Source organism: Mesobacillus maritimus (assembly GCF_023715205.1).
Lineage (GTDB): Bacteria > Bacillota > Bacilli > Bacillales > Cytobacillaceae > Mesobacillus_B > Mesobacillus_B maritimus_C.
On the sequence record NZ_JAMBNR010000007.1, the window covers coordinates 99,491 to 123,257 of the forward strand.

Here is a 23,767-nt window from a genome sequence, read left to right on the forward strand (position 1 = left end):
CCTTTTATTCAGGTGCGCCTTATGCCTGTCAGAGTTGAACGAGCCGTTTTCGCTTTTCTTATTATCTCCTCTTTCTAACTTGTAAGTCATATTGTGTCCAAGCCAGCATACATTTTAAGTAGTGAGAGGGATTAATCAGGAGGAGTAGATTATGCAGGATATTTTATCATTTTTACCAAAGAAAATTGTGGTTGCACTCGAAGCGATTCCCTCAGCAGAAAAAGAAATGGTTGAAGAAATAAGAGTCCGCCTTAATCGGCCTCTAGAGGTGATTGCTAGAGGATTCCCAATCTATTTACCTTATATCGTGGCACCAGAGGACGGAATCCAGCTCTTAAATAAACTTGGGAACTTTTCGATGTACACTCTTGAAGAAGAGCTTAAGCGGGGTTATATCACGATTGCTGGCGGTCATCGAGTAGGACTTGCTGGGAAAGTCATCCTTGATGGTGGAAAGGTAAAGGCAATTAGGGACATCTCTTCATTTAACATTCGGGTTGCAAGAGAAAAGATAGGAATTGCAAATCCGTTGCTGCCGTTTCTATACAACAAAGAGTGGCACCATACAATCATTATTGGACCACCCCAAACTGGGAAAACTACGCTGCTTCGAGATGTGGCCCGACTGATTTCGACAGGGGAACCTGGAAAGGATATTCCGGCTATGAAAGTTGGAATTGTAGACGAAAGATCTGAAATTGCAGGATGTGTCCATGGTATTCCCCAATTATCATTTGGCCCGAGGATTGATGTTTTAGATTCATGTCCGAAAGCAGAAGGAATGATGATGCTGATCCGCTCTATGAGCCCGGACGTATTAATCGTAGATGAAATAGGTAGAGAAGAGGATGCTGCTGCTATCATGGAAGCGGTGAATGCAGGAATTAAACTCATCATGACCACTCATGGTCAGTCACTTGAAGATATACGAAAACGCCCAACTTTGCAACCGATTCTCAAGTTGGAAATTTTCGAAAGGTTTATTGAATTATCGAGAAGCAAGGGGCCGGGTAGCATTGCTTGTATAAGGGACGGAAACGGTTCTGAAATATCTCGTAAAGTGAGCGTGAGCTAGATGATGAAAATAATCGGTGCCGCGTTCATTATAGTCGCAACATCTTGGACGGGCATGGAAGCAGCGAAACAGTTGAGTCTACGACCACAGCAGTTAAGGCATTTGAAATCTGCACTTCAGTCATTAGAAGCAGAAATCATGTACGGGCACACCCCTCTTCATGAGGCTTCGCGTAAGCTTGCAACTCAATTATCTAAACCCATATCCTTCCTCTTTGAGACGTTTGCCACTAAGCTAATGGAATCAGAGACGACGGTCCGAGATGCGTGGAAGGAAAGTTTAAACGACACTTGGAAGCTTACAGCTTTGAAACAAGGTGAGTATGAAATATTGCGTCAATTTGGAGAAACGCTTGGGCGTCATGATCGGTATTCGCAACAGAAACAAATTCATCTAGCAATTACACACCTTGAAAGAGAAGAAGGAGATGCTTATGATCGGCAAATAAAATATGAAAAAATGGTCAAAAGTCTCGGTTTTTTATCGGGATTATTACTAATTATCTTATTGATGTAAGAAATAGGGGGCAGACAAGATGGGTTTGGATGTAGATATTATTTTTAAGATTGCAGGTGTCGGTATTGTAGTGGCATTTTTGCACACGATTCTTGATCAGATGGGAAAGAAAGAATACGCCCAATGGGTTACCCTATTTGGTTTTATATATATATTGTTTATGGTTGCATCAATTGTCGATGATCTATTTGACAAAATCAAGTCAGTCTTTCTATTCCAAGGGTGAGGGAGGGCTAAGCGATTGAAATAGTACAAATTATTGGGGTTGCCTTAGTTGCTACCTTTCTTGCCCTTATTTTAAAAGAACAAAAACCTAATTTTGCCTTTTTGCTCATTGTTTTTACAGGATGTGCGATTTTTCTATTTCTTGTCGATCAGATTTATTTAATTATCAACATGATTGAGAGGCTAGCCTCCAATGCACAAGTCAATCTAGTTTACGTAGAAACGATTTTAAAAATCATTGGGATTGCTTATATTGCTGAATTTGCCGCCCAAATTACGAAGGATGCCGGGCAAGGGTCAATTGCTTCAAAAATTGAACTAGGAGGAAAGATTCTTATTCTTGCTACAGCGATCCCAATTTTAACTGTGATGATCGAAACAATTATTCAGTTAATCCCTGGCTAAACAGGGAGGAGGAAGTATTCATGTTGAGTAAAAGAATGAAGCAAAAGATGCGGCTAACGATCACATTTGTTCTTGCCTTCTTTTTTTTCATGAGTATGGATGTACAAGCTACCATTGAAGAGGGCAATCCAGAAGGAGAAGCCTTCCTCGATACGGAAACGATTGCTGAAGAACAGTTGGAGGCTTTAAATATCGATGAACTTCAGCGATTTTGGGAAGACGTATTAACAGAATACGGTGGCTTCTTACCGGAAAGTCAGAAAGGTAGTTTATACGAATTTATTAGTGGGGAAAAAGAGTTTAGCTTGAAAGAGTGGTTCAAAGGCATTCTAGGATTCATGTTTCACGAATTTCTTGCCAATGGAAAATTACTCGGTTCCATAGTACTCCTAACGATCTTTAGTGTCTTTTTACAGACTCTTCAGAATGCCTTTGAGAAGAGTACGATTAGTAAGGTTGCCTATGCGATTGTTTTTATGGTTCTGATTATTATGGCTTTAAACAGCTTCCATATCGTTTTAGATTATACAAGTGAAACAGTATCGAAAATGATCCACTTTATTTTAGCTTTAATTCCACTCCTATTAGCATTAATTGTATCTTCAGGAGGGGTTGTATCAGCGGCGTTTTTTCACCCTGTTATTTTATTTTTAATGAACACGAGTGGGATATTTATTCAATATATTGTATTGCCCCTATTAATGCTATCAGCCCTCTTAAGCATTGTTAGCATTTTAACCGAACACTACAAGGTAACTCAGTTAGCTGGTTTGCTCAGGAATTGGAGTATTGGATTACTAGGATTATTTCTGACGGTGTTCCTTGGCGTGATATCTGTGCAAGGAGCCGCAACTGCAGTTACGGATGGAGTAACCCTGAGAACAGCAAAATTTATGACGAGTAACTTTATTCCAGTAATAGGCAGATTCTTTACAGATGCAACGGATACTGTGATTAGTGCATCCGTTTTATTAAAAAATACCGTTGGGATTGCAGGTGTAGCCATTGTGCTGTTGATTGCAGCGTTTCCTGCGGTGAAGATTCTGCTAATTGCTTTTACCTATAAATTTGCTGCTGCCATTCTTCAACCTCTTGGAGGTGGCCCAGTAATCTCTTGTCTAGATGTCATTTCAAAAAGTATTATTTATGTCTTTGCAGCACTGGCGATTGTGTCTCTTATGTTTTTCCTAAGCATCACCGTAATTGTGGCTGCAGGAAATTTAACGATGATGGTTCGATAGGAGGAGCAAATCTTGGATTTTCTAAAAGAGTGGATTACGAATATTATCATTTTCATATTGCTTGCAACGATCATCGACATGCTCTTACCTAATTCGAATTTGCAAAAATACGTGAAAGTAGTCGTCAGCTTGTTGTTGATTTCGATCATTCTTTCACCAATTATAAAAATATTTACAAGTGATTTTGAAACAGCAATCGGGTCCCTTTCCAATGTTGAAGGTCAGGTTGACCAAAAAGAAATGGAAAATTTAATAGAATTGCAGAAAAAAGAAATACAAGCCTCCCAACATGCATATATTTTAGAACAAACGGCTGTCCAATTAGAAAAGGACGCAGAAGAGGAGTTGATGGAGAAGTACGGGATGGAAATCGCAGAAATCGAAATAGTGGCTGAGAAATTGGACGAGAACCTAGCTCCTGAAAACCTTCAATCGATTATGGTTGAAATAGTCCGCCAAGGAGAAGAGGATGATGCAGTGGCTGTAGTAAAAGAGGTGAAAATTGATACTTCCGAGCCCCTTCCATCAAAACGAGAATCATCACAGAACACCGATGAGATGATTACTTTTCTATCGGAAAAGTGGAATGTTCCGAAATCAACAATTGAAGTCATAGAAGGGGGGACACAGAGTAGCGATGGGCAACGATAAAGGTCCGTTAAGTTGGATTAAGAAACAGTTAACAAAAAGTGAAGATTCACAGGAAAAGAAGACGAGCAAATACCCTTATCTTCTAATTGCTGTCGTGTTTGGGGTTGCGGTTATGCTAGTAGGAAATCTTTTTACAAGCAATGGAACCGACTCTGAAGGAATTCCGACCTTTAGCTCAAGTACAGAACAAGAAGATGAGCCAGCTTTTGGGCAGAAAAAAACAGCTGAAAATAACATGATCGCAGATTATGAGGCAGAGTATGAAAATGAATTGAAAGAGGCTTTGGAGGCGATTGCTGGTGTAGAGGATGTAACGGTAGTCGTAAACGTTGATGCCACTGAAAAAAAGGTTTTAGAAAAGAATACAGTTACCCAATCCCAAACCACCGAGGAAACAGATCGGGAGGGAGGCAAGCGAGGGGTTGAGGACCTTTCGAAAGATGAACAACTCGTGATTATTCGCGAAGGAGAAAAAGAAACTCCTATTGTGATAGAAACAAAGAAACCTGCTATTAGGGGGGTGCTTGTTGTAGCAAAAGGAGCAGAAAATGTACAGGTTCAAAAATGGATTACAGAAGCTGTTACACGAACGCTTGAAGTCCCAAGTCACCGTGTTTCAGTCCTACCAAAAAAATCTAAGGGGGATTCTTAATGTTATTGAAAAAGCAAACTGTATGGTTGTTAACAATGCTTAGTTTAGTCGTGGTGTTATCTGTCTACTATATTACTTCACCAGAACCAAATCAGGGGAACTTGGCAACAGTTGATGAGCAAGAAGAGCAAACTGTAACTGAGGAACAAAAAGAAACAACTGAATCTCAAGATGGAGAGACAGTGATTTCTGGTGTTGCAAGTGACGAGCAATTTGAGGCTCTTCGGTTAAACCTTGAAGATCAGCGTAGTGAAATGAAGGAAGAGTACCAAGAAATTGTTGCTTCTACTGATCTTCCTGTTGAACAACGAAACGATGCTTATGAAAAAATGAAAGAATTAGATAGCGTTTCTCAGAAAGAAAGTGTATTAGAAACACTTATTAAGACAATGGGCTATGAAGATGCTTTAGTGCGAGCGGATGGTGAAAAAGTTCGTGTTACGGTAAAAGCAAAGGAACACTCTGCTGCTGAAGCCAATGAGATCATTCAAATGGTTCGAAATGAATTGGGTTCATTACAGGCTGTAGCGGTTACTTTCCAACCAGAAAAATAATCTTAAAAGACCAGTGCTTTTTGCACTGGTTATTTTTTTGGTTTCTTATGCCCATAAATAGTAACAGCTAAAGGTAGCCTACTCACTCTGCCTTCAGAAAAAAGTTCAACATATTAAGCATCTTAATTTGAATAAGGGACGACTAATTTTCATTAACCATTTCCATTTTGCTTCAAATAATATTAAAATAGAATTAATAGTTTGAATACTCTTTCAACATTTCGGGTCATATCGCTTATTGAACTTTCACATGGTATTATCGTATAGTATTAGTATCTAGTCATAAAACTTGTTACGTGTTTAGCGGGGTGAAAAGGTCGCTGAATAAAACTAGACAAGCAAAAGTCAATTTTATTATTTTCTTATTTGAATAGTAGATTTAAATCAATGTCTAGGTACTATCTATAATAGGCAATAAAAAACAAGATTTTCACGAGAAAAATAGCTAAGGGGTGTCTAATATGTTAAAAGTCCAAGAAATTCGCGAATTAATTAAACTTGTTGATCAATCTAGCATCGAAGAATTTACCTATGAGAATGAAGGTTCAAAAATTAAAATGAAGAAAAATGCAGGAAAGCAAGTGGTTGTAGAGCCTGCGAGAGTAGTACAGGAAACACCAGTAGCTCCTCAAGCGGTTCAAGTAGCAACTCCTGCACCTACTCCGGAAGTGCAAGTTGAAAGTCCGAAATTGGGAACTCAAGAGGTAAACGCTCAAGAAGAAGCCAATCTACATAAAATTACTTCGCCAATGGTTGGAACATTCTATCAATCTCCATCACCGGATGCCGATGCTTACGTTAAGCCGGGTTCAAAAGTAAATAAGAATTCGGTCGTCTGCATTGTTGAAGCAATGAAATTGTTCAACGAAATTGAGGCTGAAGTTGACGGTGAAATTGTAGAAATTCTAGTGAAGGACGGACAACTTGTGGAATATGGCCAGCCTTTATTCCTAGTGAAGCCTGAATAAGGGAGTGTATTTTCAATGATAAAGAAACTATTAATAGCGAATCGAGGAGAAATTGCTGTTCGCATTATTCGTGCTTGTCGTGAATTAGGGATTGAATCAGTGGCGGTATATTCTGAAGCGGATAAGGAATCCTTACATGTACAGTTAGCCGATGAGGCCTATTGTATTGGACCAAAGGCTTCTAAAGACAGCTATTTAAATTTTACAAATATTATTAGCGTTGCAAAATTAACTGGATGCGATGCCATCCATCCTGGCTATGGTTTTCTCGCTGAAAACGCTGATTTTGCTGAATTGTGTCGAGAAGTCAATATTATTTTTGTTGGTCCTACACCCGAGGCCATCCAAAAAATGGGGACAAAAGATGTTGCTCGAGAAACGATGCGTGACGCGAATGTTCCAGTTGTACCTGGTTCAAGAGGCATCATTAACCACACAGATGAAGCAGTTGAACTTGCAGGAGAGATTGGTTATCCTGTTATCATTAAGGCTACAGCGGGTGGCGGCGGAAAAGGGATTCGGGTCGCCAGAACAGAAGAGGAATTGATTAAAGGCATTAATATTACCCAACAAGAAGCGAACACAGCTTTTGGAAATCCTGGTGTGTACATTGAGAAATACATAGAGGACTTCCGTCATGTTGAGATTCAAGTCTTGGCGGATAATTATGGAAATACGATTCATCTTGGAGAAAGGGACTGTTCTATTCAGAGGAGGCTCCAAAAACTTCTCGAGGAAACACCTTCTCCTGCTTTGGACGGTGAAATGCGTAAAGAAATGGGGAGCGCAGCTGTAAAAGCTGCAAAAGCAGTTGCTTATACAGGCGCTGGCACGGTAGAATTTATATATGATTACCGTAATCGTCAATTCTATTTCATGGAAATGAATACCCGTATCCAGGTAGAACACCCAGTAACTGAAATGGTAACTGGAGTTGATCTAATTAAGGAGCAAATTAAAGTAGCCTCTGGCGAAAGGCTTACTCTATCACAGGATGAAGTTGAATTTAATGGCTGGGCCATTGAATGTAGAATTAATGCCGAAAATCCAGCGAAGAACTTTATGCCTTCTGCAGGTAAAATTCAAATGTATTTGCCTCCAGGTGGTTTAGGAGTTCGTGTTGACTCTGCTGCTTATCCGGGTTACTCAATTCCTCCATATTACGATTCGATGATTGCAAAGGTGATCGTTCACGGAAATTCTCGTGAAGAAGCAATTAGCCGTATGAAGCGAGCGCTGTCCGAATTTGTAGTTGAAGGAATTCATACAACAATTCCATTCCATTTAAAATTGCTAAGTCATGAGCAGTTTGTTGACGGACAGTTTAACACAAAGTTTTTAGAAATGTATGATGTCATGGCTGAAGAATAATTTGGAGGTGCAAGCAATGAGTGAACAGCGTGTACTTGAAATGAATCAAGGGGATAATAGCTTAGGTAAGGTTGAAATCGCTCCTGAGGTGATTGAAGTCATTGCCGGAATTGCCGCGTCTGAGGTTGAAGGTGTTTCTCAAATGCGTGGAAGTTTTGCGGCAGGTGTTGTTGAGCGTCTTGGTAAAAAGAACCATGGAAAAGGAGTTCGCGTAGAACTTTCTGACGAAGGAATTAAGGTCGATGTATACTGTATGATGAAATTTGGCCTGTCAATTCCGAGTGTCGCTCAGAAAATCCAAGATAATATTCGCCAAGCACTGCTTAACATGACAGCTCTTGAAGCTTCAGAGGTTAATATCCATGTTGTGGGAATTCAGTTTGAAAATCCAAAAGCTGAAACTGAAATTGAGGATGAAATCTAATCGATGGCCAAAGACAGTCTCTGTCTTTGGTTTTTTGTTTTAAATAAGGTAAGATAGAGAGCATGAAATTGAAATATTTTTTTGTGAAAGTAAAAATAATAAATGCTATACGCACATAGCGAATGGTATGCTATTATTTTGTTATCCCGACTGCCAGTAAAAGCCCGGTTAGTGAAATCGAAATTTTCTTTAGGAAGGCTTTGCCCTTAGAAAAACCAATCAGGCTTTGCGTAACTAGCATTCAGTGGGAATGAGAAAACCCCCACTGAATGAAGTTTCACTTTATTGAACGGTAATCGCAAAAAGGAGTTTTGACAGAATGAAAAGAAGAACAGCAAGAGAAAAGGCATTGCAGGCCTTGTTCCAGATTGATATGAGCAAGGTTGAGACGAACGAAGCGATTGAGCATGTCCTAGAAGATCAACCAAGTGATGCTTATTTGACAAAGCTTGTTGAAGGGGTACTAGAACATCAGGATGAAATTGATCAGACAATCGTAAATCACCTAGAGAAGTGGAGCATTGAGCGACTTGCACACGTGGACCGAAGTTTACTTCGTCTTGCTATCTATGAGTTGGTTTATTGTAAAGAAGAAGTACCGGCTAATGTTGTTTTAGACGAAGCAATCGAAATTGCAAAATTATATGGGGATGACCAGTCAAGCCGTTTCATTAATGGTTTACTTTCAAAAGTAAAGCAGGCTTTATAAGCTATATGTTTAATGGCTAGTCGAACCTTAAAACATAAAGGGAGATGAGCAAGGTTGGTACATATCATTGATGGAAAAGAGATTGCCAAGAAACGAAAAGGGGAAATCGCACAGCAGGTAGAAGTCCTTAAGAAATCAGGAATCACTCCTGGTCTGGCAGTTGTGTTAGTAGGAGATAACCAAGCATCTAGGACTTACGTTAGAAATAAGCAAAAAACGTGTAAAGAACTCGGAATGCATTCAGTCTTAATTGAATATGCAGAAGATCTACCTGAGGAGGAACTTCTCGGAAAGATTGACGAATTAAATCAAGATGAATCCATTCATGGAATCCTCGTGCAACTTCCACTACCAGCACATATCAGTGAAATGAAAGTGATTGAAGCAATTTCACCAGATAAGGATGTGGATGGTTTCCACCCTATAAACATTGGTAGAATGATGATTGGACAAGACTCATTCTTACCTTGTACACCTTATGGAATCCTTGTGATGTTAAAAGAAACGGGGATTAACCTTGAAGGGAAGCATGTTGTTGTCGTAGGGAGAAGCAATATTGTAGGAAAGCCAGTTGGGCAGCTTTTGCTTAATGAGAATGCTACTGTTACATACTGCCATTCCCGTACAAAGAATCTTGAGGAACATACTCTTGCTGCAGATATCGTCATTGCAGCAGTTGGACGCGCGGGCTTTATAAAACAGGAACATATTAAGCCGGGGGCTATTGTTATTGATGTGGGGATTAACCGTAATGAAGAAGGAAAGTTATGTGGTGACGTAGCCTTCGAAGAGGTTAAGGAAAAAGCAGGATACATTACTCCTGTACCTGGAGGGGTTGGACCAATGACAATTACAATGCTAATGGACAACACTCTAAAATCAGCACGAAACTCACTAAAAACACTTCAAAGCACAAAATAAAATACAACTGCCTATATCTGCTGAGTTTTACACCTTCGGTTCGTCCTTGCTGATGACGAATGGGGTTCTAAAACTTATAATGGATATAGGCAGTTTTTTACTATGAAGAAGTAATGTAGTAGAAATTGCCATAACCAGCAGTCAGCACTAAGCGATAGGCAGGGGTTTTAAAGTGAAGGATAACCGTCATTTAACAGTATTTGCATTAACCAAATACATAAAAAGGAAGTTCGATGCAGACCCGCATTTACAGGGGATGTATGTAAAAGGTGAAATTTCAAACTTTAAGCAACATTCTAGTGGACATATGTATTTTACGTTGAAAGATGAAAAGGCTCGAATTTTGGCTGTAATGTTTTCACGTTATTCTCGTAATATGAAGTTTTTACCTGAGAATGGCATGAAAGTCCTCATTAAAGGGGATGTAACCGTTTATGAACCGACGGGGCAATACCAGATCTATGTGAAGGAAATGCAACCTGATGGAATTGGGGATTTATTTTTAGCGTACGAACAGTTAAAAAAACGTCTGGAAGAGGAAGGGTTATTTTCTAAAACTGCAAAAAAAACTCTCCCACCATATCCCAGGACTGTTGGAGTCATCACGTCACCTACTGGTGCAGCAGTAAGAGATATTATTACCACAATCAAACGAAGATACCCAATAACGAATATTCTCCTTTTTCCAGCTCTGGTACAGGGCGGGCAAGGGGCAACTTCAATTGTCAAATCGATTGAATTAGCTAATCAGAGGAAAGAGATTGATGTACTCATTGTTGGTCGTGGTGGGGGTTCCATCGAAGAACTTTGGAATTTTAATGAAGAAGCAGTAGCAAGAGCCATTTTTGCCTCGAAAGTTCCAATCATTTCAGCTGTTGGACATGAAACGGATTTTACGATTGCCGATTTTGTTGCGGATATGAGGGCTCCTACCCCAACAGCGGCAGCTGAACTAGCTGTGCCTAATATCGATGATTTGCTAGAGAGAGTGTTGAATCGTCAAGTAAGATTGGTACGAGCAATGAAAGAGAAAATCGGTTTCCAACAGCAACGGTATCATCGACTAAAGCGGTCATATGCTTTCCGATATCCGCAGAGGCTTTATGAACAAAAACTAGAACAAGTCGACCGAGTTACAGAGGCCTTGAGAAAGAGTGCCTCAAAACTATCAGTAACAAAAGCCGAAGATCATTTAAAGTTGTTAAGGAGATTAGAAAGAAAACATCCTGACGAACTAGTCAAAGTCTCTAAAGAGAATCATTTTCGGTTAACGAAAAGATTAGAGAGGTCAATGGGCGCTACTCTTTCTGAAAAACAAAAAGAGTTTGCAGGAATGCTATCTACGCTTGAGGCTTTAAGTCCTTTAAGAATTATGGAGCGAGGTTATAGCCTATCTTATAATGAAGACGGAAAACTCATTAAAACGGTCTCTAACGTGAACAAGGATGATAAAATACAAGTACAATTACCTGATGGAAGAATTCATTGTGTTGTTAGCAATATAGAGGAGAGTGAAGGAAATGCCTGAAGAAAAGGAATTAACATTTGAAGAGGCTATGGAAAAATTAGAAGTAATTGTTGAAAAGCTTGAAGAAGGAGACGTCCCTCTCGAGGAAGCCATTTCTTTTTATAAGGAAGGGATGGAGCTTTCAAAGCTATGTCATAATAAGTTAAAACATGTTGAAGGGCAACTCACAAAAATATTAACGGATGATGGCCAAACGGTTGACTTCGTGATAAATGAGGAGGAATAAGTTTGCAACAGGATTTATTAAAGTCGTTTATGAGCAAATATAAGCCTCTTCTAGAAAATAGACTCCGTGCATTCATACTTCCATTAGAGGCCCCTGAAGCATTAAAAGAATCAATGTTATATTCATTAGAGGCAGGTGGCAAGCGAATTCGACCAATGTTGCTAATGGCCACAATCACAGCGTTTGGGAAAGACCCTAATATTGGTTTAGATGCAGCGGCTGCCATTGAAATGGTTCATACTTACTCGCTAATACATGATGACCTCCCAAGTATGGATGATGATGATTTGAGAAGAGGAAAGCCTACCAATCATAAAATATTTGGGGAAGCAACAGCTATATTAGCTGGCGATGCACTTTTAACATTGAGCTTTAAAGCAATTGGAGAAATGTCTTCGGAAGTTGCAAGTGCAGAAACAAAATTATCACTAATTAACAAACTCTCTCAAGCCTCTGGAGCTGAAGGAATGGTTGGCGGTCAAATAGCGGACATGGAAGGGGAAGGGAAAAAGCTAACCTTAAGAGATTTAGAATATATTCATGCCAACAAAACGGGGCGTTTACTTTCTTATTGTGTATCTGCAGGTGCTGAATTAGCAGGAGCTTCAACCACAGTTCAAGAACAGTTAGAAACATTTGCTTTTCATATTGGACTGGCCTTTCAAATAAGAGATGATATTCTTGACCTAGAAGGAACAGAAGAACAGATAGGGAAGCCTGTTGGTAGTGATACAGATAATGAAAAAAATACCTATCCATCCCTTTTAACAATTGCTGGAGCTAAAGAAGCTTTAGAATATCACATAGGGCAAGCTAAACAAGCGTTGGATAATACTGGTTTGGAGACAAGTCTTCTTGACCAAATTACGGATCTTATTGGGTTGAGGACATCTTGAAAGCCCGAATATTGAGCCTTGAAGCTGTTTATGCTATAATCCATCCTGATTACCTAAATGTACGTGTTTATTAAGTCAGAAATGAAAGTGAGTGATCCGGCATGGATCTTTTATCGATAAAAGACCCTTCATTCCTAAAAAATCTTTCTATTAAAGAGTTGGAATCACTAAGTAAAGATATCAGGCATTTTTTAATTGAGAAACTATCGAAAACCGGAGGGCATATTGGTCCTAATCTGGGGGTCGTGGAATTAACGATTGCTCTCCATAAGTGCTTTAATAGTCCAACAGATAAAATTCTTTGGGATGTGGGGCATCAATCCTATGTTCACAAAATTCTAACTGGGCGTGCTTGTCAATTTGATACATTAAGGAAATATAAAGGCCTTTGTGGGTTCCCAAAAATGATTGAAAGTGAACATGATGTTTGGGAAACTGGTCACAGTTCAACATCCCTTTCTGCTGCCATGGGGATGGCGGTAGCTCGCAATTTAAAAGGTGAAAAATCCCATATTGTACCTGTTATCGGCGATGGTGCTTTAACGGGTGGGATGGCTCTAGAGGCTTTAAATCACATTGGTCATGAAAAAGAAAAAATGATTGTGATTTTAAATGATAATGAAATGTCAATTGCTCCTAATGTAGGAGCCATTCATAATGTATTAGGGCGTTTAAGAACAGCTGGTAAATACAACAAGGCGAAAGATGAACTAGAAATGATCATCAAGAAAATACCTGCTTTTGGAAATCAACTAGCAGGTACAGCTGAACGAATTAAAGATACATTTAAATATATGTTGGTGCCAGGAATGTTCTTCGAGGAACTTGGTTTTACCTATCTTGGTCCTGTTGACGGCCATAATTATGAAGACTTACTTGAAAATCTAGCATATGCCAAAAAATACGATGGTCCAGTTCTACTGCATGTACTAACGAAAAAAGGAAAAGGCTACCGTCCTGCTGAAAATGATAAAATTGGGGCATGGCATGGGACAGGCCCGTATAAGACTGAAACCGGAGATTTTGTTAAAAGCAAGACGACAGCTCCAGCATGGAGCTCATTAGTGAGTGAGACAGTTAGAAGAATTGCTCGGGAGGATAAACGCGTAGTAGCGATTACTCCTGCAATGCCTGTTGGTTCTAAGCTAGAAGGGTTTGCGAAAGAATTCCCAGACAGAATGTTCGATGTGGGAATTGCGGAGCAGCACGCTGCTACATTTGCAGCTGGTCTTGCGACACAAGAAATGAAGCCATTTTTGGCCATATATTCAACCTTTTTGCAACGTGCATATGACCAAGTAATTCACGACATCTGTCGCCAAAATTTAAATGTATTTATTGGGATTGATCGGGCAGGTCTAGTAGGGGCTGACGGAGAGACACACCAAGGAGTTTTTGATATTGCATTCCTTAGAAGTCTTCCAAATCTAGTGTTGATGATGCCGAAAGATGAAAATGAAGGACAACATTTAGTCTATACTGCGATGAAGTATGATGATGGACCGATTGCGATGCGCTATCCACGTGGTAATGGTTTAGGAGTTGCAATGGACGAGAAACTTCATGAAATACCAATCGGAAGCTGGGATGTTCTGCGAGAAGGCGAGGACGCAGCGATTTTAACGTTCGGAACGACGATTCCAATGGCATTAGAAGCAGCTGAAGCACTGGAAAAGCAAGGGACATCTGTGAAGGTCATAAACTGTAGGTTCTTAAAGCCACTTGATATCAAGATGCTGAAGGAAATAATTGGAAGCGATATGCCGATTTTAACGATTGAAGAGGCTGTACTTCAAGGTGGATTTGGAAGTTTCATCATGGAGTCCGCTAATGACCTAGGATTCCATGGTGCGCGAATTGAACGAATCGGAATTCCGGATAAGTTCATAGAACATGGAAATGTGGACGAACTATTAAAAGAAATAGATCTAACAGCAGAAGCTGTGATTGCAAAAGTTTCAAAACTAGCAAGGCAAAAAGAAAAAAGGGCGTAATCCATGAAAAGCAAAAAAGAACGATTAGATGTCCTTCTTGTTGAAAGAGGGCTTGTGGAAACACGTGAAAAGGCGAAGCGAGCTATTATGGCTGGTCTCGTTTATACAAATGAACAACGTCTTGATAAAGCAGGCGAAAAAGTTAATGCTGATCTCCCACTAACTGTAAAAGGAAATGTTCTTCCTTACGTCAGTAGGGGAGGTTTAAAGTTAGAGAAAGCATTGAAAATATTTGATTTAAATGTAAAGGATAAAATTATTCTTGATATTGGTGCATCTACAGGAGGCTTTACTGATTGTGCTTTGCAACATGGAGCAAAAATGTCTTATGCCTTGGATGTTGGCTACAACCAGCTTGCATGGAAATTAAGGCAAGATGAGCGGGTGGAAGTTATGGAAAGAACGAATTTCCGTTATGTTACACCAGCTGATTTAACAAAAGGTATGCCTGAATTTGCAAGCATTGATGTAAGTTTTATTTCGTTAAAGCTAATCCTCCCTGTCTTAAAAACGTTGCTTGTTCAAGGAAGTGATGTGGTTGCATTAGTGAAACCACAGTTTGAGGCCGGGCGGGAGCAAGTTGGAAAAAAGGGGATTGTACGAGATCCGAAAGTTCATTTATCTGTCATTGAAAATATGATTGATTTTGCACTAAAAACTGGATTTGATGTAAAGGATTTATCCTTTTCTCCGATAACCGGAGGAGAGGGAAACATTGAATTCTTGCTTCATTTACAGCTAAATTCAGAGGGTGACGTAGGAGCCTTATTTTTACCAACGGAACCATTAAAGATTGTTGAACAAGCTCATTCTGAGCTGAAAACAAAACGCACAGAGGAATAGGCACTCAGCCTATTCTTTTTTTTGTGAAGTTTTTCTGAAACCTGAACGTAAACGCTTGAGTCCTTGAAAATGAGTAAGTGTTTGCAAAATAAAATTCATTCAAATGGAATTTCTAAAAAGCCTTTCTATATTAGGATGTTTACTGTGCAAACGAAAGATTGTACATTGTCGAAAAATCGGATAACATAAGAAGTAGTTTACCATTATGCATTGTGTATTCTAGAGGTGATAGGATTGAATAAAGGACAACGACATATAAAAATTCGCGAATTAATAGCGAATGACGAAATTGAAACCCAGGACGATCTTGTAGATCGTCTAAAACAAGATGGTTTTAATGTAACTCAGGCAACAGTATCTAGAGATATTAAAGAATTGCATCTTGTAAAAGTACCCTTAATTGACGGGCGATATAAATATAGTTTGCCTGCCGATCAAAGATTTAACCCGCTTCAAAAGCTAAAACGTTCGCTAATGGATGCATTCGTACGCATAGACCATGCAGGACACTTGCTTGTAATGAAGACAATGCCGGGTAATGCTAATGCGATTGGAGCTCTAATCGATAATCTTGATTGGGAAGAAATTCTAGGAACCATCTGTGGGGATGATACGATATTAATTATTTGTCGAACAGAAAGTGATACTGAAATTATTAAAAATCGTTTCCTAGAAATGTTGTAATTGAGGTGACCTCTTTTGCTTAGTGAATTATCAATAAGAAATTTTGCCATAATCGACTCTATTTCCGTTTCCTTTCAAAAAGGATTAACAGTTCTTACAGGGGAAACTGGTGCAGGTAAATCGATTATCATTGATGCAGTTCATCTGCTTGTAGGAGGGCGTGGATCAGCTGAATTCGTCCGTCATGGAGCAGATAAAGCGGAAATAGAGGGTCTCTTTTTTCTTGATTCACCTCAACATCCTTGTTATCAAAAAGCAAGTGATTTTGGGATTGAGATAGAAGATGGAATGGTTCTGCTCCGCAGGGATATCTCTAAGAGCGGTAAAAGCATTTGTCGTGTCAACGGCAAGTTAGTAACAATTGCTATCCTTCGTGAATTTGGTTCAACACTTATCGATATTCATGGACAACATGAACATCAAGAGTTAATGGATGAATCAAAACATATTCATTTATTAGATCAGTTTGGTTATGATGAGATTCAACCTGCGTTACTTGAATATCAGGAACTTTATAAGTCATATGAACAAACATTAAAACGATTAAAGCAACTCAATGAAAATGAGCAACAAATTGCTCATCGTTTGGACCTTATTCAATTTCAATTTGAGGAGATTCAAACCGCACATTTGACAATAAATGAAGATGAAGAACTCACTGAAGAGAGACGGAAGTTAATGAATTTCGAGAAGATCTTCGAAAGTGTGCAATCAAGCTATGCGGCTCTTAAAGGAGACCAAAGAGGCCTCGACTGGATTAGTATGGTAATGGATCATCTTGAAACAGCAGCTGATATTAATCCATCATATAAAGAACTGCACGAATCTGTCGCAAATAGCTTTTATTTATTAGAGGATGCTGCGAGAGTATTAAGAAATGAATTGGATATACTAGAATTTGATCCACAACGTTTAAATGAAATTGAAGACCGACTGACTGAAATCAATCAGTTAAAACGAAAGTACGGCAAAACAATTCCAGAAATTTTAGAGTATAGTGCTAAAATTGAAGAGGAAATAGAAACACTGCAAAATAAAGAAATGCATATTGACCAAATCGAAAAAGAATTAGCATCACTGAAAAAGGATTTACAACTCGAGGCAACAAATTTGACGAAAGCAAGAAAAAAATGGGCTCAAACACTAACTTCCCTTATCCATCAAGAATTAAAAGAACTCTATATGGAAAAAACCGTATTTGAAGTTAGGGTTGAAAAACTTGAGGCTCCTTTCCAAAAAACAGGTACAGATAAAATTGAGTTTTATATTTCAACCAATCCTGGCGAGCCGTTAAAGCCTTTATCAAAAATCGCCTCAGGGGGCGAATTGTCAAGAATCATGCTTGCCTTAAAGAGCATTTTTTCTAAACATCAGGGTGTAACTTCCATTATTTTTGATGAAGTAGACACTGGGGTAAGTGGAAGGGTTGCTCAGGCAATTGCGGAAAAAATTTATAAAGTTGCAAAAAACTCACAAGTTCTTTGTATTTCTCACTTGCCGCAAGTAGCAGCAATGGCAGATACCCATCTATATATTGCAAAAAAGATACAAGAAGGGCGAACCAGAACAGTTGTAACTCCTTTAGGGGAAGTAGATAAAGTGAGAGAAATTGGTAGAATGATTTCTGGGATCGAGATAACGGAGTTAACGAAACAGCATGCGGAAGAGTTATTACAAATGGCACAGGTCATGAAAACCGCGACTTAAAAAAGCTATCAATTATTGGATAGCTTTTTTATTTTCTTCCGGTTATAAATGCAGGTCGTCAAGGCAAAATTAAAAATGTAGCCATAAGAAGATGTGTGTGAACTAGAAGCGAGGAGAGTGAAAAGATTGAAAACAGAATTTCTCAGAAGAGTTATTGGTGGAATTCTCCTTGTTTCATTAATTGCAATCGGTTTATCTAGTCCGATGCAGAAGTACATCTCAATCCCTAAGGAAATTACTTTGTTTGAAGGACAGGAATATGAAGTTGCTCAATTCCTTCCTGTAACAGCTAATGTGCAATCGAACAAAGAAACCATGGAAACAAATCAGAAGGATGACTCTGTTTCAATCAAGGCAGTTGATCATGGAAAAGACGACTTAGTTCTTGAACTAGCAGGGTTACCGATAAAAAAGGTTGATGTAAACGTTCTAAAGGATTTTAGGGTTATGCCGGGAGGACAATCGATTGGGGTTAAACTTAATACAGTAGGTGTTCTCGTAGTAGGCCATCATCAGGTTCAAACAATCGAAGGAAAAGTTTCACCTGGTGAGGAAGCTGGCATAAAGATTGGTGACATCATTACTGAAATTAATGGGAAACCAATTGAAAAAATGGCGGATGTTGGTCCATTTGTGCAAAAGTCGGGAGAAACAGGGAAACCGATGAATATCGTCATTAAAAGAGAAAGTGAAAAAGTTAAAACCAAATTAGAACCAAAAAAGGATCAACATGAAAATTCCTATAAGCTCGGATTGTATATTCGGGATTCGGCAGCGGGGATAGGAACAATGACCTTCTATCATCCCGAAACACGAAAATATGGGGCTTTAGGGCATGTTATTTCAGATATGGACACAAAAAAACCTATTGTCGTTGAAGACGGGCAAATCGTCAGATCTACTGTTACCTCAATTGAAAAAGGGGCCAACGGTGATCCTGGTGAAAAACTGGCACGCTTTTCGTCTGACCGAAAAGTGATTGGGAATATTACAAGAAACAGTCCCTACGGAATTTTTGGGGAGCTCCATAATAATGATTTGAAAAATGGAATCCTTGATAAACCAATGCCAATTGCTTTGTCACATCAGGTTAAAGAAGGTCCGGCTAAAATCTTAACTGTAGTTGAAAACGATGAGGTTAATTTATTTGACATCGAAATCGTTAGTACCATTCCCCAAAAGTTTCCTGCAACAAAAGGTATGGTCATTAAAGTGACGGATCCCAAGCTTTTAGAAAAGACAGGTGGGATTGTTCAAGGTATGAGCGGAAGCCCTATCATCCAAGACGGGAAGGTTATTGGGGCTGTCACACATGTTTTTGTCAATGATCCTTCAAGTGGCTACGGTGTCCATATAGAATGGATGCTGAACGAAGCTGGAATCAACATCTATGAAGAATCTCGTCAAAAAGCGAGTTAAAAAATAAAACAGCTAGTGACTTACAAGCAATAAACATGTAAAATATTGATGGAACAGCGTCTTGTCCGCTTGGACAAGGCGCTTCATTAAAAATGAAAATAAAGATTTTTCGACAAATATCATTTTTTGTTTTGTCAACTTGCGAAATAAGTCGATTAACAGAGAGAATAAGAGGAAAAAAAAGATTTCGTCACTTTTTTAAGAAAAAATAAAAAATAAGAGGATTTCTTGTTGCATTGTCGAATTACTCATTTAGAATAGGAAATAGAGATGACAGACTGTACTTAATGGACAGAGGAGGAACCGTTGAAGTGAATAAAATTAAAGTAGGCGTCGTGGACGATAATCGGGAACTTGTAGGGCTGCTTGAAGAGTATATATCTTCACAGGAAGACATGGAAGTGGTTGGTGTAGCTCATAATGGTCAAGATTGTCTTGAAATGTTAAATGAGGCGAAACCAGATGTATTGTTATTAGATATCATTATGCCACATCTAGATGGCTTAGCTGTTTTAGAAAAGCTACGTGATATGGGGAAACATGATTTGCATGTTATTATGTTAACTGCTTTTGGGCAAGAAGATGTAACGAAAAATGCCGTAGAGCTTGGAGCTTCTTATTTTATCTTGAAGCCTTTCGATATGGAAAACCTTGGTAGTCATATTCGTCAGGTAAGTGGGAAAGCAAAGACCCTGAGCCGTAAATCAGCCGGATCATCAAGTTATAAGCCGGTTGCAGAACAAAAGCCGAAAAACCTAGATGCTAGCATCACTAGTATTATTCATGAGATTGGTGTTCCTGCCCACATTAAGGGATATTTATATTTACGTGAAGCGATTTCGATGGTATTCAATGATATTGAATTGCTGGGATCTATCACAAAAGTTCTTTATCCTGACATTGCTAAAAAATACAATACAACTGCAAGTCGTGTCGAAAGGGCTATTCGCCATGCGATTGAGGTTGCATGGAGCAGAGGAAATATTGAATCGATTTCATCGCTATTTGGCTATACCGTAAGTATGTCGAAGGCAAAGCCTACTAATTCTGAGTTTATCGCAATGGTTGCCGATAAACTTCGTTTGGAGCATAAGGCATCTTGAAAGGATGAAGAATAAATCAAATCCTTTTTTCGTATGATGAATCAAAAAGACATCCTTCCATACAATAGAAGGATGTTTCTTTATGGTTAGGATGTGGTCTTTTGACGCTTATTTTGGCTCACCGCGGTTTTTCCGCAGCATTTCCGGAAAATACAATGAGAGCTTTTGTGGAAGCAGAGTCTAACGGAGCTGACGGTCTTGAATTAGATGTACAAATGACTAAAGATGGAGAATTAGTTGTGATTCATGACGAAAAAGTGGATCGAACAACAGATGGAAAAGGGTTTGTTAAAGACCTTTCTGCGAAAGATATCCGCAAACTGGATGCCAGTATGCAAAAATTAACAACAAAAGAGTCAATTCCTTTTTTAAAAGAAGTATTTGATTGGTTAGCTGGGAACAAATTGGTGTGCAATGTAGAATTGAAAAACGGAAAAGTTCCTTATCCTGAGTTGGAGGAAAAAGTCATTGCTTTGGTTAAAGATTACGGTTTAGAAGAGCGAATTATCCTGTCATCTTTTAATCATTATAGCATCGTTCATGCTACGACTATCGCTCCAGAAATTGAGACTGCGCCATTACTTGCTGAGGGTCTTTACATGCCTTGGGTGTATGCGAAAGCAATCCGGGCAAAAGGGTATCATCCACATTACCTCTCTGCCCGAGACGAACTGGTAAAACAGGCAATCGCAGAAAATATTAAGGTCCGACCTTACACAGTTAATAAACAGAGTGAAATGGTACGATTAATGAATATCGGCTGTCATGCTATTATTACCGATAAGCCAGATCACGCATTGCAGATTCGAATGGATCTTGGATAAAGTTTCTTTGCTCAAACTCGATGTTTCTTATTGAAAGGCTCTTTTCTCAAACTCTGGTGCTTTTTAGCATGAAAAATAATATTTAGCTATGATTTCATCCAAGGTAAGTGATAAGTGGAGAAAAGAGCTTAAATAATAAGCAATAAAACAGGAAAAAGCTTATTTCAAGTTAAAATCGGCTTTAGGATTTTAACAACAATCTATATGAAAAAACGTAAAAAGATCGTGATGATTATTTATTCATCACGATCTTTTTTTGTTTTTGTGTCTGAAGGCAACCGAAATCTTGCTTGAACTTTATTTCTTTTACTGTCACGACGGAGAATAAAACCGGCAATAAAGCCAACACCTGCAATGAAAAGCAGCAAACCTATTAAGAATTGAAGCCATAGAAGTGTAAATGGTGGTTGTATGATGCCAAAGACCATGTCACGCATAAGTTTGACCCCGTATGCCGCAAATACACCAGGGATGACCATTATTATCAGAGCAATGAATCTAATCATAAGGATACCCTTTCTTTTACATGCTGTCCTACAAATCATAAATCAATGGTGCTATTTGTCAAGAGTTTCGTTTTTATCTGGAATGCACCTGCAAAATCATTCATACTAAAGATATCAAAGCTTGAAAATTTTTTCATGGGGGTCTGGTGCATGCAAAAGATTATGATAGTTGGTGGTGGAAAAGGTGGAAATGCAATTCTGGGGATGCTTAAACAAACAGCAGAAATTATTGTAGTTGTTGATAAGAACCCGAATGCTCCAGCAATCCTTCGTGCTAAAGAATTGGGTGTTCAAACGGGGGAGAATTGGCAAGACTTTCTAACAGAGGAACTTGATTTAGTGATTGAGGTAACTGGGAATCCCGAAGTATATAAAAGAATAAATGAAATGCGAAGGAAAAATACAATTGTTGTGCCAGCTAGTGTCGCTTATATGATTTCTACCCTAATGGAAGAGAGAGAGAACCTAATTAATAGGTTAAGACATGAAACCTACAAACACGACCTTATCTTTAATTCTAGTGGAGATGGGATGATTGTTGTTGATAATGAAACGAAAATTACCCTTTTTAATCGAAGTGCTTCAAAAATAATTGGGATAGCAGCTGAGAATGCTGTGGGTAGGCCTATTAAAGAAATTGTTCCAGAAAGCCGACTTCCGTATATTATGGGTTCTAGGAGAACAGAAACAAACCAGGAGTTTATCTTTCGTAATGGTCAGAAAATCATAACAACAAGGATTCCAATGATTGACGAAAAAGACCGTGTAATTGGTGCCTTCGCAGTGTTTAAAGAGATTACTGAAGTAGTTGAATTGGCTGGTGAAATCACTAATTTGAAGGAAATCCAAACGATGTTGGAGGCAATTATCCAATCTAGTGAAGAAGCAATTTCTGTTGTTGATGAGCAAGGAAAAGGAATTATGATCAATCGTGCTTACACGAGAATTACTGGTTTAACGGAAGAGGAGGTAATTGGGAGGCCCGCGACTGCTGATATTTATGAAGGGGAAAGCATGCATATGAAGGTCCTCGAAACAAGAAGACCTGTTCGAGGTGTTGCGATGAGAGTTGGCCCAAAGAAAAGGGAAGTGTTTGTCAATGTTGCTCCTATTATCGTTGACGGTAAATTAAAAGGGAGTGTAGGTGTCATCCATGATATGTCTGAGATTCAAAGTTTGAATAGAGAGTTAACGAGAGCAAGACAAATCATCAGGACGTTGGAAGCGAAGTACACCTTTCAAGATATCATCGGTGAGTCAGAGGAAATGAAAATTGCTATAGAGCAGGCCCGCTTAGGGGCAAAAACACCGGCAACGGTTCTCTTGCGAGGAGAATCAGGTACGGGAAAAGAATTGTTTGCTCATGCCATACATAATGAAAGTGATCGGAAGTTTAATAAGTTTATTCGGGTAAATTGTGCAGCGATTACAGACTCTTTGCTTGAAAGTGAGTTATTTGGTTATGAGGAAGGTGCGTTCTCTGGGGCTAAACGAGGAGGCAAGCGTGGTTTTTTTGAGGAGGCAAACAATGGCAGTATTTTTCTAGATGAAATTGGTGAGCTTCCAGCCAATACACAAGCAAAATTATTGAGGGTATTGCAGGAAAAAGAAATCGTTCGTGTTGGTGGTACAAAAGCAATCCCAATTAATGTACGTGTGATTGCTGCTACAAATATTAATTTAGAAAAAGCCATTGCGAAGGGGAGTTTTCGTGAAGACCTTTATTACAGGTTAAATAGAATGCCGATACACATTCCACCCTTAAGATTACGAAAAGAGGATATCCCAAGCTTATGCGAACGACTCATTTATAAGATTAATCAAGATTATGGTCGAAATGTCGAGAGGGTTTCGGAGCAAGCTTTCAAAAGATTAATGAGTTACAACTGGCCTGGAAATGTACGTGAATTAGAGAACGTTCTTGGCAGAGCGATTATTTTTATGAACTATTATGAAACTGAAATACAAAAGCATCACCTTCCTGAATTAATAGGAAATCAATTTGTTTTCTCTGCTATTGAAGAAACGCAACCAAAAATAGAGGAAACGTTGGCCGAGCAATTAAAGCAGCATGAATCGAAAATCATAAAAGCGACGCTTGTTAAACTGAAAGGAAACAAAACAGCTACTGCGAATGCTTTAGGCATATCAGTAAGAAGTTTGTATTACAAATTAGAAAAGTTAGGTCTTGAATAAAATAGCATGCAATATTTTTCATAATATGAAAAATATTGCAGGGAGGATATTTAAGACTGTTGTTGAGATAGGGTTTAGTTTTTGGCATGGATATTGCATATTAAAGTATGAAATGGTAAATAGAATCGA

General features: G+C 38.8%; 25 protein-coding genes. 24 read left to right on the forward strand and 1 reads right to left on the reverse strand.

The window, feature by feature from the left end; translation table 11 throughout:
* Nucleotides 1-151: 151 nt before the first annotated feature.
* The 23 genes from spoIIIAA (at nucleotide 152) to M3182_RS11690 (ending at nucleotide 20,936) form a co-directional block, all read left to right on the forward strand.
* Nucleotides 152-1,075: a stage III sporulation protein AA gene (spoIIIAA, locus tag M3182_RS11580; protein WP_251430367.1), complete on the forward strand. Its 924-nt coding sequence runs from the start codon at nucleotides 152-154 to the stop codon at nucleotides 1,073-1,075.
* Nucleotides 1,076-1,591 carry a stage III sporulation protein SpoIIIAB gene (spoIIIAB, locus tag M3182_RS11585; RefSeq protein ID WP_251430365.1) on the forward strand — a complete coding sequence of 172 codons (516 nt, stop codon included), beginning with the start codon at nucleotides 1,076-1,078 and terminating at the stop codon, nucleotides 1,589-1,591. It abuts the gene before it with no gap.
* A gap of 19 nt (nucleotides 1,592-1,610) precedes the next feature.
* Complete coding sequence (gene spoIIIAC / locus M3182_RS11590; RefSeq protein WP_251430363.1) at nucleotides 1,611-1,817, forward strand: stage III sporulation protein AC; 207 nt, start codon at nucleotides 1,611-1,613, stop codon at nucleotides 1,815-1,817.
* Between the two features lie 14 nt (nucleotides 1,818-1,831).
* Nucleotides 1,832-2,221, forward strand: coding sequence for a stage III sporulation protein AD (spoIIIAD, locus tag M3182_RS11595; protein ID WP_251430543.1), 390 nt, complete (start codon nucleotides 1,832-1,834; stop codon nucleotides 2,219-2,221).
* 35 nt (nucleotides 2,222-2,256) lie between these two features.
* Complete coding sequence (gene spoIIIAE, locus M3182_RS11600) at nucleotides 2,257-3,462, forward strand: stage III sporulation protein AE (protein ID WP_285867943.1); 1,206 nt, start codon at nucleotides 2,257-2,259, stop codon at nucleotides 3,460-3,462.
* Between the two features lie 12 nt (nucleotides 3,463-3,474).
* Nucleotides 3,475-4,113: a stage III sporulation protein AF gene (gene spoIIIAF, locus M3182_RS11605; protein ID WP_251430361.1), complete on the forward strand. Its 639-nt coding sequence runs from the start codon at nucleotides 3,475-3,477 to the stop codon at nucleotides 4,111-4,113.
* Complete coding sequence (gene spoIIIAG / locus M3182_RS11610) at nucleotides 4,100-4,765, forward strand: stage III sporulation protein AG (protein ID WP_251430357.1); 666 nt, start codon at nucleotides 4,100-4,102, stop codon at nucleotides 4,763-4,765. Before spoIIIAF ends, spoIIIAG begins: the two co-directional genes overlap by 14 nt.
* Nucleotides 4,765-5,319 carry a SpoIIIAH-like family protein gene (locus M3182_RS11615; protein WP_251430352.1) on the forward strand — a complete coding sequence of 185 codons (555 nt, stop codon included), beginning with the start codon at nucleotides 4,765-4,767 and terminating at the stop codon, nucleotides 5,317-5,319. Before spoIIIAG ends, M3182_RS11615 begins: the two co-directional genes overlap by 1 nt.
* A 461-nt stretch (nucleotides 5,320-5,780) precedes the next feature.
* Nucleotides 5,781-6,287, forward strand: coding sequence for an acetyl-CoA carboxylase biotin carboxyl carrier protein (gene accB, locus M3182_RS11620; protein WP_251430349.1), 507 nt, complete (start codon nucleotides 5,781-5,783; stop codon nucleotides 6,285-6,287).
* Nucleotides 6,288-6,302: 15 nt separating this feature from the next.
* Complete coding sequence (accC, locus tag M3182_RS11625) at nucleotides 6,303-7,658, forward strand: acetyl-CoA carboxylase biotin carboxylase subunit (RefSeq protein WP_251430346.1); 1,356 nt, start codon at nucleotides 6,303-6,305, stop codon at nucleotides 7,656-7,658.
* A 16-nt stretch (nucleotides 7,659-7,674) separates the two neighbouring features.
* Nucleotides 7,675-8,082, forward strand: coding sequence for an Asp23/Gls24 family envelope stress response protein (locus M3182_RS11630; protein WP_251430343.1), 408 nt, complete (start codon nucleotides 7,675-7,677; stop codon nucleotides 8,080-8,082).
* A gap of 319 nt (nucleotides 8,083-8,401) precedes the next feature.
* On the forward strand, nucleotides 8,402-8,791 hold the full coding sequence (nusB, locus tag M3182_RS11635; RefSeq protein WP_251430340.1) for a transcription antitermination factor NusB: 390 nt from the start codon (nucleotides 8,402-8,404) through the stop codon (nucleotides 8,789-8,791).
* A gap of 54 nt (nucleotides 8,792-8,845) precedes the next feature.
* Entirely contained in the window at nucleotides 8,846-9,712 is an 867-nt protein-coding gene (gene folD, locus M3182_RS11640) for a bifunctional methylenetetrahydrofolate dehydrogenase/methenyltetrahydrofolate cyclohydrolase FolD (RefSeq protein ID WP_251430337.1), read from the forward strand.
* A gap of 172 nt (nucleotides 9,713-9,884) precedes the next feature.
* Nucleotides 9,885-11,240 carry an exodeoxyribonuclease VII large subunit gene (gene xseA, locus M3182_RS11645; protein WP_251430334.1) on the forward strand — a complete coding sequence of 452 codons (1,356 nt, stop codon included), beginning with the start codon at nucleotides 9,885-9,887 and terminating at the stop codon, nucleotides 11,238-11,240.
* Nucleotides 11,233-11,466, forward strand: a complete 234-nt coding sequence (locus M3182_RS11650; protein WP_251430331.1) for an exodeoxyribonuclease VII small subunit — start codon at nucleotides 11,233-11,235, stop codon at nucleotides 11,464-11,466. Before xseA ends, M3182_RS11650 begins: the two co-directional genes overlap by 8 nt.
* 29 nt (nucleotides 11,467-11,495) lie before the next feature.
* On the forward strand, nucleotides 11,496-12,362 hold the full coding sequence (locus M3182_RS11655; protein ID WP_251558237.1) for a polyprenyl synthetase family protein: 867 nt from the start codon (nucleotides 11,496-11,498) through the stop codon (nucleotides 12,360-12,362).
* Nucleotides 12,363-12,463: 101 nt separating this feature from the next.
* Nucleotides 12,464-14,356 carry a 1-deoxy-D-xylulose-5-phosphate synthase gene (gene dxs, locus M3182_RS11660; protein ID WP_251558177.1) on the forward strand — a complete coding sequence of 631 codons (1,893 nt, stop codon included), beginning with the start codon at nucleotides 12,464-12,466 and terminating at the stop codon, nucleotides 14,354-14,356.
* A 3-nt stretch (nucleotides 14,357-14,359) separates the two neighbouring features.
* Entirely contained in the window at nucleotides 14,360-15,199 is an 840-nt protein-coding gene (locus tag M3182_RS11665) for a TlyA family RNA methyltransferase (protein WP_251430325.1), read from the forward strand.
* Nucleotides 15,200-15,433: 234 nt separating this feature from the next.
* On the forward strand, nucleotides 15,434-15,883 hold the full coding sequence (gene ahrC / locus M3182_RS11670; protein ID WP_251430322.1) for a transcriptional regulator AhrC/ArgR: 450 nt from the start codon (nucleotides 15,434-15,436) through the stop codon (nucleotides 15,881-15,883).
* A gap of 15 nt (nucleotides 15,884-15,898) precedes the next feature.
* A complete protein-coding gene (gene recN / locus M3182_RS11675; protein ID WP_251430319.1) occupies nucleotides 15,899-17,590 on the forward strand; it encodes a DNA repair protein RecN in 1,692 nt (563 codons plus the stop codon).
* Between the two features lie 117 nt (nucleotides 17,591-17,707).
* Entirely contained in the window at nucleotides 17,708-19,009 is a 1,302-nt protein-coding gene (gene spoIVB / locus M3182_RS11680) for a SpoIVB peptidase (protein ID WP_432806602.1), read from the forward strand.
* A gap of 311 nt (nucleotides 19,010-19,320) precedes the next feature.
* Complete coding sequence (spo0A, locus tag M3182_RS11685; protein WP_251430313.1) at nucleotides 19,321-20,112, forward strand: sporulation transcription factor Spo0A; 792 nt, start codon at nucleotides 19,321-19,323, stop codon at nucleotides 20,110-20,112.
* 101 nt (nucleotides 20,113-20,213) lie between these two features.
* Entirely contained in the window at nucleotides 20,214-20,936 is a 723-nt protein-coding gene (locus M3182_RS11690) for a glycerophosphodiester phosphodiesterase (RefSeq protein ID WP_251430310.1), read from the forward strand.
* Between the two features lie 236 nt (nucleotides 20,937-21,172).
* Here the strand turns inward: M3182_RS11690 and M3182_RS11695 are convergent, their stop codons facing one another.
* Nucleotides 21,173-21,442 (reverse strand): DUF2627 domain-containing protein, encoded by a 270-nt coding sequence (locus M3182_RS11695; protein ID WP_251430307.1) that lies wholly within the window; start codon nucleotides 21,440-21,442, stop codon nucleotides 21,173-21,175.
* Between the two features lie 150 nt (nucleotides 21,443-21,592).
* On the opposite strand from M3182_RS11695, the gene M3182_RS11700 reads away from it, so the two are divergent.
* A complete protein-coding gene (locus tag M3182_RS11700) occupies nucleotides 21,593-23,638 on the forward strand; it encodes a sigma 54-interacting transcriptional regulator (protein WP_251430304.1) in 2,046 nt (681 codons plus the stop codon).
* The last annotated feature ends 129 nt before the right edge of the window (nucleotides 23,639-23,767 follow it).